At 62.0% G+C, this 13,261-nt stretch carries 14 protein-coding genes and 1 riboswitch; of the genes, 3 read left to right on the top strand and 11 right to left on the bottom strand.

Translation table 11 applies throughout. The features are described from left to right. Positions 1–112: 112 nt before the first annotated feature. The 6 genes from ACEQFP_RS00270 to moaA form a co-directional block, all read right to left on the bottom strand. Positions 113–823, bottom strand: coding sequence for a Bax inhibitor-1/YccA family protein (locus ACEQFP_RS00270; protein WP_035602283.1), 711 nt, complete (start codon positions 821–823; stop codon positions 113–115). Between the two features lie 170 nt (positions 824–993). Next, positions 994–1,578 (bottom strand): flavodoxin family protein, encoded by a 585-nt coding sequence (locus ACEQFP_RS00265; RefSeq protein ID WP_005288106.1) that lies wholly within the window; start codon positions 1,576–1,578, stop codon positions 994–996. Positions 1,579–1,668: 90 nt separating this feature from the next. Further along, entirely contained in the window at positions 1,669–2,121 is a 453-nt protein-coding gene (gene moaE / locus ACEQFP_RS00260) for a molybdopterin synthase catalytic subunit MoaE (RefSeq protein ID WP_047059457.1), read from the bottom strand. 1 nt (position 2,122) lies between these two features. Beyond that, positions 2,123–2,365, bottom strand: coding sequence for a molybdopterin synthase sulfur carrier subunit (gene moaD, locus ACEQFP_RS00255; RefSeq protein ID WP_337977750.1), 243 nt, complete (start codon positions 2,363–2,365; stop codon positions 2,123–2,125). Continuing rightward, positions 2,362–2,847: a cyclic pyranopterin monophosphate synthase MoaC gene (moaC, locus tag ACEQFP_RS00250; RefSeq protein ID WP_005288115.1), complete on the bottom strand. Its 486-nt coding sequence runs from the start codon at positions 2,845–2,847 to the stop codon at positions 2,362–2,364. The genes moaD and moaC overlap by 4 nt, the downstream gene beginning before the upstream one ends. A 37-nt stretch (positions 2,848–2,884) precedes the next feature. Next, positions 2,885–3,874, bottom strand: a complete 990-nt coding sequence (gene moaA / locus ACEQFP_RS00245) for a GTP 3',8-cyclase MoaA (protein ID WP_370547298.1) — start codon at positions 3,872–3,874, stop codon at positions 2,885–2,887. Next, a riboswitch (molybdenum cofactor riboswitch) is annotated at positions 3,862–4,004 on the bottom strand. It overlaps the preceding gene by 13 nt. A 315-nt stretch (positions 4,005–4,319) precedes the next feature. On the opposite strand from moaA, the gene yvcK reads away from it, so the two are divergent. Further along, entirely contained in the window at positions 4,320–5,228 is a 909-nt protein-coding gene (gene yvcK, locus ACEQFP_RS00240) for a uridine diphosphate-N-acetylglucosamine-binding protein YvcK (RefSeq protein WP_005288124.1), read from the top strand. Here the strand turns inward: yvcK and ACEQFP_RS00235 are convergent. After that, positions 5,225–6,427, bottom strand: coding sequence for a nicotinamide mononucleotide deamidase-related protein YfaY (locus ACEQFP_RS00235; protein WP_370547297.1), 1,203 nt, complete (start codon positions 6,425–6,427; stop codon positions 5,225–5,227). The genes yvcK and ACEQFP_RS00235 overlap by 4 nt on opposite strands. 218 nt (positions 6,428–6,645) lie before the next feature. On the opposite strand from ACEQFP_RS00235, the gene tyrP reads away from it, so the two are divergent. Continuing rightward, positions 6,646–7,863 (top strand): tyrosine transporter TyrP, encoded by a 1,218-nt coding sequence (tyrP, locus tag ACEQFP_RS00230; RefSeq protein ID WP_370547296.1) that lies wholly within the window; start codon positions 6,646–6,648, stop codon positions 7,861–7,863. 185 nt (positions 7,864–8,048) lie between these two features. Next, positions 8,049–9,077 carry a tryptophan--tRNA ligase gene (gene trpS, locus ACEQFP_RS00225; protein ID WP_005294615.1) on the top strand — a complete coding sequence of 343 codons (1,029 nt, stop codon included), beginning with the start codon at positions 8,049–8,051 and terminating at the stop codon, positions 9,075–9,077. A gap of 59 nt (positions 9,078–9,136) precedes the next feature. Here the strand turns inward: trpS and ACEQFP_RS00220 are convergent, their stop codons facing one another. The 4 genes from ACEQFP_RS00220 to menB all read right to left on the bottom strand — a co-directional run bounded on the left by ACEQFP_RS00220 (position 9,137) and on the right by menB (position 13,258). After that, the gene (locus ACEQFP_RS00220; RefSeq protein WP_035602256.1) at positions 9,137–9,691 is read right to left on the bottom strand and encodes a YfaZ family outer membrane protein; all 555 of its coding nucleotides are present in this window, start codon (positions 9,689–9,691) and stop codon (positions 9,137–9,139) included. 347 nt (positions 9,692–10,038) lie between these two features. Then, entirely contained in the window at positions 10,039–11,430 is a 1,392-nt protein-coding gene (gene menE / locus ACEQFP_RS00215; RefSeq protein ID WP_370547295.1) for an o-succinylbenzoate--CoA ligase, read from the bottom strand. Beyond that, on the bottom strand, positions 11,430–12,401 hold the full coding sequence (gene menC / locus ACEQFP_RS00210) for an o-succinylbenzoate synthase (RefSeq protein WP_005294608.1): 972 nt from the start codon (positions 12,399–12,401) through the stop codon (positions 11,430–11,432). Before menC ends, menE begins: the two co-directional genes overlap by 1 nt. Further along, a complete protein-coding gene (menB, locus tag ACEQFP_RS00205; RefSeq protein WP_005288159.1) occupies positions 12,401–13,258 on the bottom strand; it encodes a 1,4-dihydroxy-2-naphthoyl-CoA synthase in 858 nt (285 codons plus the stop codon). Before menB ends, menC begins: the two co-directional genes overlap by 1 nt. Between the last annotated feature and the right edge of the window lie 3 nt (positions 13,259–13,261).

Below are 13,261 nucleotides of genomic sequence, written 5' to 3'. Positions count from 1 at the left end.
AAGTATAGTCACCCCCTTAGGCCACGCTGACGCCAGGCGATAAAAGCGCACAAAAAACCCCAATGGCCAAAGGCCATTGGGGTTATCAATGCGGCCGTCGAGTGACGGTCGTTTAGCGGCGATCGCCGAAGATGCGCAACAGCATCAGGAACAGGTTGATGAAGTCCAGGTAGAGCGTCAACGCCCCCATGATCGCATAACGACGGAAACCGTCGCGATCATCACTCGCAATCTGTTCCCCCATCACACGCAGCTTCTGGGTATCGTAAGCGGTCAGACCGACGAAGATCAGGACCCCGGCGTAGGTCACGATCCAGGTCAGGGTGCTGCTCTTCAGCCAGATATTGACCAGCGATGCCAGCACCAGGCCAATCAACGCCATAAATAGCATCGACCCCATCCCGCTCAGATCGCGTTTCGTGGTATAGCCATACAGGCTCATGGCGCCAAACATCCCGGCGCTGACCACGAAGGTACTGGCGATAGAGCTGTAGGTGTAGACGATGAAGATGCTCGACAGCGTCAGGCCGGTGAGCAGCGAGTAGAACATGAACAGCCCGGTGGCGGCGGATCCGCTTAAGCGGTTAACCATCCCCGACAGCACGAACACCACCCCCAACTGCACGATGATCAGCCCGAAGAAAACCACCTTATTGGCGAAGATCAGCTCCATTACCGCCGGCGTCCGGGCGGCATACCAGGCAACCAGCGCCGTCAGCAACAGCCCGCAGCACATCCAGCCATACACTTGCGCCATATAGGCCTGGAGGCCGCTACCGGCACGCTCAACCAGTGTGCCATTTGTTCGTGGGTAACGATCCATGGAATGCCCCTTGATAATGCATACGAAAAAATCGTGTCCGCAGGCGATAGACACTGCGAACCGCCTAGATTAACGCCTCTAAGCCTAACATAAAAAAATGCGATCTCGCTCAAACAATCACGTCATACGCCGCCAGGCACTAGCCGGGCGGCGTACAGCCAGGCTTACGCTTATGATGCCGCGCCGCCCCAACGCACGGCCAGCGTGGCCACACGCGCACCGAAACGCCGCGCCGTCTCCAGATCGCCTGGCAATGGCGCCTCATCCGGCGTCGCGTCGGAGGGGGAGACGGTCATCAGCCCAGAGAAACCGGCGATATAGTTCACATCATTACGTTGTGCCGCCTTGCTGTTGGCCGGCAACATGCCCATGCCGACCCACACGCCGCCATGTTGCTGCGACAGATGGAACAGGTAATCCAGGGTAGAGAGCTTGTCGCCGTTCATACTGGCGGAGTTGGTAAACCCGGCGAACAGCTTGTCGCGCCACTGCTGAGTGAACCAGGGTTTAGAGGATGCGTCGGCGAACTTCTTGAACTGCCAGGAGGGCCCACCCATATAGGTCGGCGAGCCCATGATGATGGCATCGGCCGCCGCTAACTGCTCCCAGCCGTGCTCGGGCAGATTGCCCTCGCTGTCGATCGGCAGCAGTGTGATCTGCACGCCGTCGATGCCTTGCGCCCCTTGCGCGACCGCCTCGGCGGCGCGGGCGGTATGCCCGTAACCGCTGTGATACACCATAACGATGACTGCCATGATCCCGACTCCTTTTGTCTACGGATGATCACAACAGTTATAGGCTAGCCCTGGCGGGAAATCCACGTCCCTGGCACGCGGGGTGTATGCTTACCAGCGCTCGGCGGCTTGACGGTCGCTATCGCGGGCATCGACCCAACGCTCGTGGCCATTCGAGGCCTCGCGCTTCCAGAAGGGCGCACGCGTCTTCAGATAATCCATGATGAACTCCGCCGCCTGGAAGGCCATGCCGCGATGGGCGCTGGTCACGCCGACGAAGACGATCTCCTCGCCGGGCTGCATCGGACCGATACGGTGGTACACGGACACCCGTCCCAACGGCCAGCGGGCGCGCGCCTGCTCGACGATCTGCGCCAGCGCCTTCTCCGTCATCCCCGGATAGTGCTCTAGCGTCAGCGCACTGACGTCATCCCCCAGGTTATGGTTGCGCACCTTGCCGGTGAAGGTCACCACCGCGCCATCCTCATCGCACTGCGCCAGCCACGAATACTCATCGGCGACCGCAAAGTGTGCCGTGCTGACGACGATCCGACTCTGTGTCATCTCAGCCTCCGGTGACGGGGGGGAAGAAGGCCACCTCGTCGCCATCCTGCAACGGATGGTCGAAGGAGACCATGGTCTGGTTGACGGCGGCCAGCAGCTTACCCGCCTCCAACGCCAAGGCCCACTTATCACCGCGCTGGATCAACTGTCGGCGCAGGGTCTCCACATCCTGACAGGCCTCACACGCTAACTGGGCACAGCCGGTCAGTTCACGTACCTGAGCAAAAAATAGCACTTGGATCATTGCGCCTCCTCGACACGAAAATCGCCCGACTTACCGCCACTCTTGGCCAATAGGCGCACCGGCCCGATCACCATATCTTTCTGGACCGCTTTACACATGTCGTAAATCGTCAGGGCCGCTACCGAGGCGGCGCTCAACGCCTCCATCTCTACCCCGGTCTTGCCACACAGGCGGCAACAGGTCTCGATGCGCACGCGATGGTGCGCCGGTTCGACGCTCAGCGTCACCTCCACCTTGCTCAGTAACAACGGATGGCAGAGCGGGATCAGCTGCCAGGTGCTCTTGGCGGCCTGAATACCGGCGATGCGTGCGGTGGCGAACACATCCCCCTTCGGGTGTTTACCGTCGATGATCATCGCCAGGGTGTCGGGGCGCATGGTGACGTAAGCTTCGGCGCGCGCTTCGCGTACCGTCTCCGCCTTGGCGGAGACATCGACCATGTGCGCTTCGCCGGCCGCGTTGATATGGGTTAACTGGCTCATAAGTTTTTCGCTATTCCGGATTGGCCGAACCGGCGGGCTAGCCGCCGATGAAAGAGAGATTCTGGGTATGTCCGCTATCGCCCTGGTGCAGGAAATGGCGCTCCCGCTTGTGCTGCAGGGCGGCGGCGATGCGTGCCTGTAGCGCCGGTAGCTGCGCATCTTGCTGCAGCAGATCGCGCAGCGTCATCCCCTGCTCACCGAACAGGCACAGATGCAGGTTGCCGAGTGCGGAGACCCGCAGCCGGTTGCAGCTGGCGCAGAAGTTTTTCTCGTAGGGCATGATCAGACCGACCTCGCCCTGGTAGTCCGGGTGCCAGAATACCTGAGCCGGACCATCGCTCCGCCCGGGCAAGCGGCGCTGCCAGCCGGCGGCCAGCAGTTGACGGCGGATCAGCTCCCCCGAGACGTGATGACGGCGGAACAGATCGCTGCCCTCGCCGGTCTCCATCAACTCGATGAAGCGCATCTGAATCGGACAATGGCGGATCCAGTGCAGGAAGGCGTTGAGGCTCTGATCGTTCACGTCACGCATCAGCACGGTATTCACCTTGATGCGCTCGAAACCCGCCGCGAAGGCGGCGTCGATACCCGCCATCACCTGGGCAAAACGATCCTCGCCGGTGATGGCATGGAACTGCCGCGCGTCCAGGCTGTCGACACTGACGTTGATCGCGCTCAGCCCCGCCTGACGCCAGGCGGCCACATCACGCGCCATGCGATAACCATTGGTGGTCACCGCCAGGGTTTTAATGCCCGGATTCTCACGCACGGCGGCGATGATGTCGCAGAAGTCGCGACGCAGCGTGGGCTCTCCCCCCGTTAGACGCACCTTCTCGGTGCCCAGCGCGGCGAAGGCTCGACTGACCCGACGGATCTCATCCAGCGACAGGAAACGCTTCGCCTCGTGGCTGGCCGGGCGATAACCGTCCGGCAGGCAGTAGGTGCAACGAAAGTTGCAAACATCGGTGACAGAGAGGCGCAGATAATAGAACTTGCGCGCAAAAGCGTCGGTTAATTGGGAGCTCATAAACACCTTTCCAAGTCGGGAGGCACCGGCATTTCTACCTGATACCCTGGTGGCGCAAGGCCACGGCCAAGGCACCGTATCCCGCCGACTGCGTGGACTTAGGCACCATGGCTCGGAGTTCAAAGAAGTCGCGCCGGCGACGCCCAAGGCATCCTACCGTCGCGGCCATTGCCGTCACGCCGCGCGCTGCATCGCCCATCACAGCGACCACCACGAAACATCACCGGCAATCGACCCCGGCATTGTCCTTCGGGACATCTACCGTGGCCAGCGTTATATACATAAAGATATAACGCTTATATCTCAGTAAGTTACTGCACATAGTAATCAAATTAGCGCCGCTTGCAATTGATACATATCACGCCCCGGACGCCTCGCATCGCCTTTTTGACGCCAATCCGCTATCTTAGGCGCCCTCTGCGCCAGCGCCTCAACAAGGAGCCTTATGCGAAACCGTACTCTGGCCGACCTGGATTGCGTCGTCGCCCTCGGCGGCGGCCACGGACTGGGCCGCGTCATGTCGGCCCTCTGTTCCCTCGGTCCTCGCCTGACCGGCATCGTCACCACCACCGATAACGGCGGTTCGACTGGACGTATCCGCCGTGATGAGGGGGGGATCGCCTGGGGAGATATGCGTAACTGCCTCAATCAGCTGATCACCGAGCCCAGCGTCGCCTCGGCGATGTTCGAGTACCGTTTCGCGGGCAATGGCGAGCTGGCTGGCCACAACTTGGGCAACCTGATGCTCAAGGCGCTGGACCACCTGAGCGTGCGTCCCCTGGAGGCCATCAACCTGATCCGTAGCCTGTTGAAGGTCGATGCCCAACTGATCCCCATGTCGGAGCATGCCACCGATCTCTGTGCCATCGATGACGATGGTCTCCCCGTCCATGGCGAGGTTAACATCGACCAACTGACGCGGATGCCGCGCCAACTGCAGCTTTCCCCCGCCGTCACCGCCACCCGCGAGGCGGTGGAGGCCATCGCACGCGCCGACCTGATCCTGATCGGCCCCGGCAGCTATCTCACCAGCCTGATGCCGATCCTGCTGGTCGATGAATTGAGCCAGGCGCTACGTCGCAGTCGCGCGCCGCTGGTCTACATCGGAAATCTGGCGCGTGAACATAGCCCCGCCGGGCAATTGCGGCTGGTTGAGAAGTTACAGCACATGAAGGCGGCGCTGGGCGGACGCGCGATCGACGCCGTCATCGTCGGCCCACAAACCGACACTCACGACCTGGCGGCGCCCTGTTGTGTCGTACAGGGCGTGCTGGCCGCCGACGACATTCCCTACCGCCATGACCGTGGGCGCCTGCACACGGCCATCGAGCGGGTACTGCAACAACTGGGTTAGGCGGCATGCTCGCAGGCTAGGCGAGTCGGCCACTCATACTCACCGAACGGCGAGGCGCCATCCAGGTAGCGACACACCATATCCAAGGCGAGGGTAGCGCACACCTCACGGCGCAGCGTCTGGCTATGATGGGCGGCGGCATAACGCAGCGTCTGGCCGTAACTCCCCTGTGGCGTATGCAGCGCCAGGGTCAATTGCCCCGCCAGCAGCTCGCCGCTGGCCAGCGTCAGCGCCGCCCCACTGCGAGCGGCTAACTCACGCGCGCGCCCCATCACCTGCGACAAGGTGGGATGTCCCCCCGCCGCCAGCAACTCGCCGTCGGCCAACGGCGCATCCGCCGCGCACAGCCAACCATGGATCATGCCCGCGCTGAATTGCTCACTGAGCGCCAGCCGCATCCCGGCCAGGCGTAAGGCCTCGCTGGCACGTCGCGCCACACTCTGCTCGCCCTCATACAACAGATTCGGCGCCACCAAGGCGCGTACCTGCGCCCAGCTCGCCTTCATCGCCGCCGCCTGCGCGGCGGGTCCGGTCAACTTCAACTCGATGATCGGCGCCGCCGAACGGTAACCGAGCCGACAATCGGCGGGCAGGCTCAGCCCATCTAACTGCTCGGCCAGGCTGCTCTCGCTACGGCCAAAGGTGGTCAGGCGCAGACAGAGCGGCGGCGCGGGCAACGCGAAACGCCGCTGTAAACGCGGCATGATCTGCTGCTCGACCATCTGGTAAAACTCACTCGGCACGCCAGGCGTAAAGAAAACAATACAATCATGCAAGTTCAAGGAAAAACCGCAGGCGGTGCCGATCGGGTTATCGAGGCGCTCCGCCCCGGCGGGCAACAACGCCTGCTTACGGTTACTCTCGGCCATCGGTCGACCGCGTTGCGCGAACCAATCCTGCATCCACGCCAACCACGCCTCATCCTCGACCAGCGGCAGATTCGCCACCCGGGCCGCCGCCTGCGTCGTCAGATCATCGCTGGTCGGCCCCAACCCACCGTTGACGATCAGCACCTGTGCTCGGCGACTGGCCGCGTCAATGGCGGCGCATAGCGCACCGATCTCATCCCCCACCGTGGCGCGTTCGCTTAACGGCAGGCCATGATCGAATAACCAACGCCCCAGCCAGGCCGCGTTGCTGTCTAGGATCTGTCCATGTAGCACCTCATCACCGCTGCTCAGCATCTCAACTCGTAACATAGTCCACTCCGTTTTAGGCTCTAGCCCACTTTAAGAAGTGCGCTCGCAGGTGACAATGGCCGCCCCATGATTTGCTCCCGAGAGTGCCAATAAAACATTACCCCAATGGAGTATGTAAAGTTATTATTACATATAATGTAACGCCGATTTGACGACGATAATAATTTCCCGTACGCTGCGCTGAAATAACTCCCTGGAGCAGTAAAGCAGAGGAAAGCGTGAAGAATCGGACTATTGGCAGTATTTTTATCGTGGCAGGTACCACGATCGGCGCAGGGATGTTGGCGATGCCTTTGGCCGCCGCCGGCGTCGGTTTTAGTACGACCCTGGTGATGCTCATCGGGCTATGGGCACTGATGTGCTACACCGCGCTATTGATGGTTGAGGTCTATCAACACGCACCGGCCGATGAGGGATTAGGCACCCTGGCTCGCCGTTACCTCGGGCGCCCCGGCCAGTGGCTGGCTGGTATCAGCATGCTGTTTCTAATGTATGCCCTCACCGCCGCCTATATCAGTGGCGCCGGTGAGTTGCTCGCCGCCAGCCTGGGGCAGTGGCTGGCACTACCGGTCTCCCCCCTGCTCGGCGTGTTGCTCTTTACCCTGGTCGGCGGCACCATCGTCTGCGTCGGCACCCACTCTGTCGATCTGTTCAATCGCCTGCTGTTCAGTGCCAAGATCATCCTGCTGGTGGTCATGCTGACGCTGATGATGCCACATATTCGCGCCACCAACCTGCTCAGCCTACCGCTGGAGAAGGGGTTAGCGCTCTCCGCCATTCCCGTGATCTTCACCTCGTTTGGCTTCCACGGCAGCGTCCCGAGCATCGTCAGCTATATGAAGGGGGATATGCGTCGCCTGCGGCTGATCTTTATCGTCGGCAGCGCCATCCCACTGTTAGCCTACATCTTCTGGCAGTTAGCCACCCTGGGCAGCATCAGCAACACCACCTTCCTCGGTCTGATGGCCAGCCATGCTGGGTTAAATGGCCTGTTGCAATCGGTGCGTGCCGTGGTGGCCACCCCGCACGTCGAGCTGGCGGTACATCTGTTCGCCGATCTGGCGCTGGCGACCTCATTCCTCGGCGTCTCCCTTGGGTTATTTGATTATCTTGGCGATCTCTTTAAGCGCCGCCGTAACGCAAGCGGGCGTCTGCAGACCGGTCTCTTGACCTTCCTGCCACCGCTGGCCTTCGCCCTGTTTTACCCGCAAGGCTTCGTCATGGCGCTGGGCTATGCCGCCATCGCGCTGGCGGTACTGGCCCTGCTGCTCCCCGCGCTACTGGTCTGGCAGACCCGTCGACGTCACGGCGAGCAACGCGCTTACTACCGCGTCGCGGGCGGACGTCCGCTGCTGTGGCTGGTATTGCTGTGTGGTGGCGCGGTAATCGCCATCCAACTGTCGATCGCCGCCGGGCTCTTGCCCGAGGTGGGATAAGCGAGTAAGGTAACGGAATGAATAGCACAGTCTCTCTACACATCACGTTAGGTTGGTGGCGTCGCATCTCGCGGCGGCACGTTACTGTGTATTATTAATCTCAGTCATCAAGCCGCCGGAAGGCGGCTTGATACTTTTTAACGGGTCGCACTCCGGCGCATTTATCGCTTAAAGGGAGCACGACCATGCCATCTACCGATCTCAACCTTGCCCAACAACCCGTCTGCCTGAGCGGCGATCGCCCCACCGGGCCGCTGCATCTCGGCCATTACGTCGGTTCGCTGCGCCAACGCCTCGACTTGCAACGCCACTTCCCGCTGTATGTGATGATCGCCGATCTACAAGGGCTGACCGATAATGGCAGCCATCCGCAGAAGGTGGCGGATAATATCCTGCAGGTGATGGCCGACTACCTGGCGGTCGGTCTCGACCCCGCCCGCACCACCCTCTGTCTGCAATCGGCGCTGCCGGCGCTGCCCGAGTTGACCATGCTGTATATGAACATCGTCAGCGTGGCCCGGGTGGCACGTAACCCGACGGTCAAGGCGGAGATCGCCCAGAAGGGATTCAGCGCTAGCCTACCGGCGGGCTTTCTGCTCTACCCGGTCAGCCAGGCCGCCGATATCACCGCCTTCAACGCCGAACGTATTCCGGTCGGCGACGATCAACTGCCGATGCTCGAGCAGACAAACGAACTGGTGCAACGCATGAATAGCCTACTGCCCCAGCCTGTACTACGCCCCTGCCAGGCGATTCTCAGCCCGGTAGGGCGTCTGCCGGGCATCGACGGTAATGCCAAGATGTCGAAGTCGCTGGGTAACGCCCTGCCCCTCGGGGCGACACCCGCGCAGATCCAGGCGGCGGTACACGCCATGTATACCGATCCACAACATCTGCGCGTCAGCGATCCGGGGCGTGTCGAGGGTAACGTGGTCTTCACCTACCTGGATGCCTTCCATCCCGATGCCGAGCGCGTGGCGCAAATGAAGGAACAGTACCGGCGAGGTGGCCTTGGCGACAGCCAGTGCAAGCGTGAATTGGAGGGATGCCTACAGGAATTGCTCGCGCCGATACGCCAGCGCCGGGCCGAATTTCTCGCCGATCCCGCCATGCTATTGCAGATCTTACGTCAGGGAAGTGAACGGGCGCGGGCGGTCAGCCAGCAGACGCTGATGGCGGTCAAACGCGGATTGGGATTACCCTTGATGTACTGAGCGCAGGCGATAGTGCCCGCTAAGGCTAACAGGGCGGCGAGACGCCGCCCAGAGAGGCATCAGAAGCTGAGGCCGACCCCGACGTAAGGACCATCGGCGATGGCGTTGTCGCGGTGACCGTCTTTCCCGGCCAGGTTGACGTAACGATAGCCGACATCCACGCTCAACGGACGCATCACGTTCCAACGCACGCCGCCGGTCGCTTCCGTATAGTCCTTGATCCCGCTGGAAAGGGAATCCGGCGAGTAGTAGGCTGAACCATACAGGGCAAAGCTCTGCCCCAACGGCAGATTGATGCCGCCGCCGATTGCCACGGCGTAATCGTCGCTGCCGCCGCCGCTGTGCTTCGGATTCAGGTACATGGCCTTACCGCCAACAGAGATGATGGCAGAGCCCAAAGGAACGCCCAACCCCAGACCCAGGCCAACGATATCGCCGTCGTTATCGCTGTGCGCCCAGTTCAGGGTGGAGTACAGGCCCGAAGTTTCGGTCCCTAAACCGGCTTCAAAATTAGTGAAGTTTTTCCCGGCTTGCCCATTCACGCTGATCGCCTGCGCCGCCCCGCTCAGCAGTAGCGCGCTGCCAGCCACCAGGCAGTAAAACGACTTCTTCATTGAATTTTCCTTATCAATCATTAAAAAAATGTGTCCCACAACCGCCTCCCGATGCCTGGCTAATCCCCGTCGTACGGGAGATCCGCCCTGACTCATGCCAGACATTCACCGCCCTCGGGGCGGTCCTGGCCGATCCATGCCAGCCCATGGCCCGACGCAACGGAGATCCATCACGTACCGATTCGGGGAGAGGGCGACATCGAGCAACGTGGCGCAGAGCGCCGCGGCGGCGTTAGCATAACGGGAAGCGAGCAGAAACAGAATAAAAAAAGCGCCTCGTAACCCTACGAGACGCTCACTTTAAGACTAAGCCTTATCGACGGAGGTAACGCCAGCGGCAGAGAGGACTATCGTTCAGTGTTGGACGATGCCTGATAGGTCGCCTGCGCCCACTGCTGTACCTGACGTCGCGCGATCTTGATGCCGCCAGACTTCAGCGCCGCGGGCAACGGCAACCAAGCCACCGGGCGCTGAAAACGCGCCACGCGCGTCGCTAGCCACTCGCCCAACACCGCCAGGTCGACCTCACTCTCCACCACCGCCAAGGGACGCTGACCGAACTCGACATCCGCCACCGGCACGATGAAAGCCTGTGAGACGGCGGGATGCTGCAGCAGGATACGCTCGATATCCTCCGGCTGGATCCCCTCTCCGCCGCTGAAAAATTGGTTATCCATACGCCCCTGGATGCGTAATTCGCCCGCGACCCAGGATGCGCGATCGCGCGTATGGAACCAGCCATCGGCGGCCAGCAACGGGTGCAACTGCCCCGCCTGCCAATAACCACAGGCCAGGCTACTGCCACGCAACAGCACCTCACCATCCGCCGCCAGACACACCTCTCGCCCCGGCAACGCGTGACCGACGCCGGGTAGGCCATCGGCCCGTTTGGCGCAGACGGTCGACGCCATCTCCGTCAGGCCATAGCCGCACCAGCAACGAATACCGCGCGCCTCGGCTTCCTGCGTCAGGGCTAACGGGATCATCGCCCCACCCAACAGCACATCGCGCAACGCCACCGGCTGCGTCGACTGCAACAGGCGCCACAGCTGAGTCGGCACCAATGAGGCGTGACTACAGCCGGCCAATGCCTGATGCAACGGATGCATCGGGCGCCAGACTAGGCAGGCTCCGGCCAGCAGCCAGCGCCAGAGGATCCCCTGCCCCGAAACGTGAAACAGCGGCAGCGACAGCAACCAGCTATCCTGCGGCGCCAATGGCATCAGGCTCAATACCCCCGCCGCCGAGGCCAGATGAGCGGCGGCACTATGCACCGCCGCCTTAGGTAGGCCACTCGACCCGGAGGTCAGCGTCAGCGTCGCCTGACGTTCGGGCTGCCACGCGGCGGCGACCTCGCCCGCTAGCGAGCGCAGGGATAATGCCGCCACGCCGCGAGGCCAGGCGATGGGCGTCTCCGTAGCCAGATCCAATCCCGCCGACACCGTCAGCGATGGCAGCAGTTCGGCCAGGCGTGTCTGCGGCAACTGCGGATTTAACGGCAAGACCCGTGCGCCAAGCTGCAATAACGCCAGATAGGCATACAGCATCTCGGCGCTGTTCTTACCACGCAGGGCGATCACCGCTCCCGCCGTAACGCCTTGGGCCGCCAAGCCCGCGGCCAACGCCGTGATACGCTGAGCCAGCGTGCGCCAATCGATCGCCTGCCCCTCAAGACGCAAGGCGCAGGCGGCCGGTCGCTGTTGCGCCCAGTGACGCCATGGCCAATCGCCAAACGTCATCACGCCCGCCAAACCTCATCCAGATGTTCGACGCCCCACAGCGGGAGCGTACTCTCCGGCCAAGGCCGCAGCAATTGGGCGCGCATCAGCGCCAGAGTATCCAAACCTGGCGCCGTGCCCGGCGTCAGCCAGGCGGCCAGACGCGCCAGTTGCCCCAGCCCCAGGCTGGACTCGATGCTCGAGCTGATCACCACGCCCAGGCCAGCTTGCTGGGCCTGCTGTGCCAACTGCTGACAACGTTGCAGGCTGCCGGTCAAGGTCGGCTTGATGATGATCGCGGCGACGCCCGGCTCGGCCTCGACGCGAAAATCAGGATCACGCACACTCTCGTCCCAGGCGATGGCGATCCCGGTGTCACGCGCGAAGGCCCGCGACTCATCGCGCGTCTTACAGGGCTCCTCCAGGAAGAGAATGCGATCACGCCAAGCCGGGTTAACGTACTTGGCGAAGCCATCCGCCTTGGCGCGCGTCCAGCTTCGATTGGCATCCAGACGCAGCCGCAAATCCGGCAACGCCTCCAACAGCAGGTTGACGATCATCCCGTCACGCACCGCCTCGTAGAGCCCAACCTTGACCTTGGCCACCTTCTCGCCCGGAATGGACTGTAGTGCATGAAATAGCGCGTCAGGGTCGCCGTTGCACAACGTGGCCGAGCGGTAGTTAGCCGCCTGCGGCAACGTGCCATCCAGTTCCGCCAACGCGCAGCTCAGCCCAAAGGCGACCGAAGGCAGCGCGCTCTCCGCCGGGCTCTCGCCCGCCTGCCAGGCGGCCAACCAGTCGGTGGCCGCCTGCTGCGCCTCAGGCAACGTCTCTCGACTAAACTCCGGCAGGGGCGCGATCTCGCCCCACCCCTCACGCCCCGCCTCACTCAGGCGGACCAGCAACCCCTCGCGGCTTTTCAGCCGTTGGTTACGTAGCGCAACACCGGCTTCCACCGGCAGACTGTAGCGATACAACGTGACCTGACGCATTACGGATTCCGTTTAAATTTGGAAAAGTCCGGCTGACGCTTCTCATTGAATGCGTTACGCCCTTCCTGACCCTCTTCCGTCATGTAGAACAGCATGGTGGCGTTACCCGCCAGCTCCTGAAGGCCGGCTTGACCATCGCAGTCGGCGTTGAGCGCCGCTTTCAGACAACGCAACGCCATCGGACTGTTACGCAGCATCTCACGGCACCAACGTACGGTCTCACGCTCCAGCTCGTCCAGCGGCACCACGGTGTTGACCAACCCCATATCCAGCGCCTGCTGCGCGTCGTACATGCGGCACAGGAACCAAATCTCGCGTGCCTTCTTCTGGCCGACGATGCGTGCCATATAGGAGGCACCCCAGCCGCCGTCGAACGAGCCGACCTTCGGCCCGGTCTGACCGAACTGGGCATTCTCGGCGGCGATGGTCAGATCGCACATCATATGCAGAACATGACCGCCGCCGACCGCGTAACCGGCCACCATCGCCACCACCGGCTTCGGACAGGTACGGATCTGACGCTGGAAGTCGAGGACGTTGAGGTGGTGAACACCGCTATCATCACGGTAGCCACCGTAGTCGCCGCGGATCTTCTGGTCGCCACCGGCACAGAATGCCTTGTCGCCAGCACCGGTCAACACGATCACCCCGATGCCGTCGTCATAACGTGCATCGGCCAGCGCCTGCAACATCTCCTTCACCGTCAGAGGACGGAAAGCATTACGCACCTGCGGGCGGTTGATGGTGATTTTGGCGATCCCGTCGGCCGACTTGTGATAGAGAATATCTTCAAAGTCGCCGCTGCAATCTTGCCACGCGATCGGGGCATACAGCTCTTGTTCGCTCGGATACAGCATAAT

It is taken from the genome of Edwardsiella sp. A.80236, from assembly GCF_044540725.1.
Classification (GTDB): domain Bacteria; phylum Pseudomonadota; class Gammaproteobacteria; order Enterobacterales; family Enterobacteriaceae; genus Edwardsiella; species Edwardsiella tarda.
Note: the sequence above shows the minus strand (reverse complement) of the source record. Positions and strands in the feature narration are given on the sequence as shown.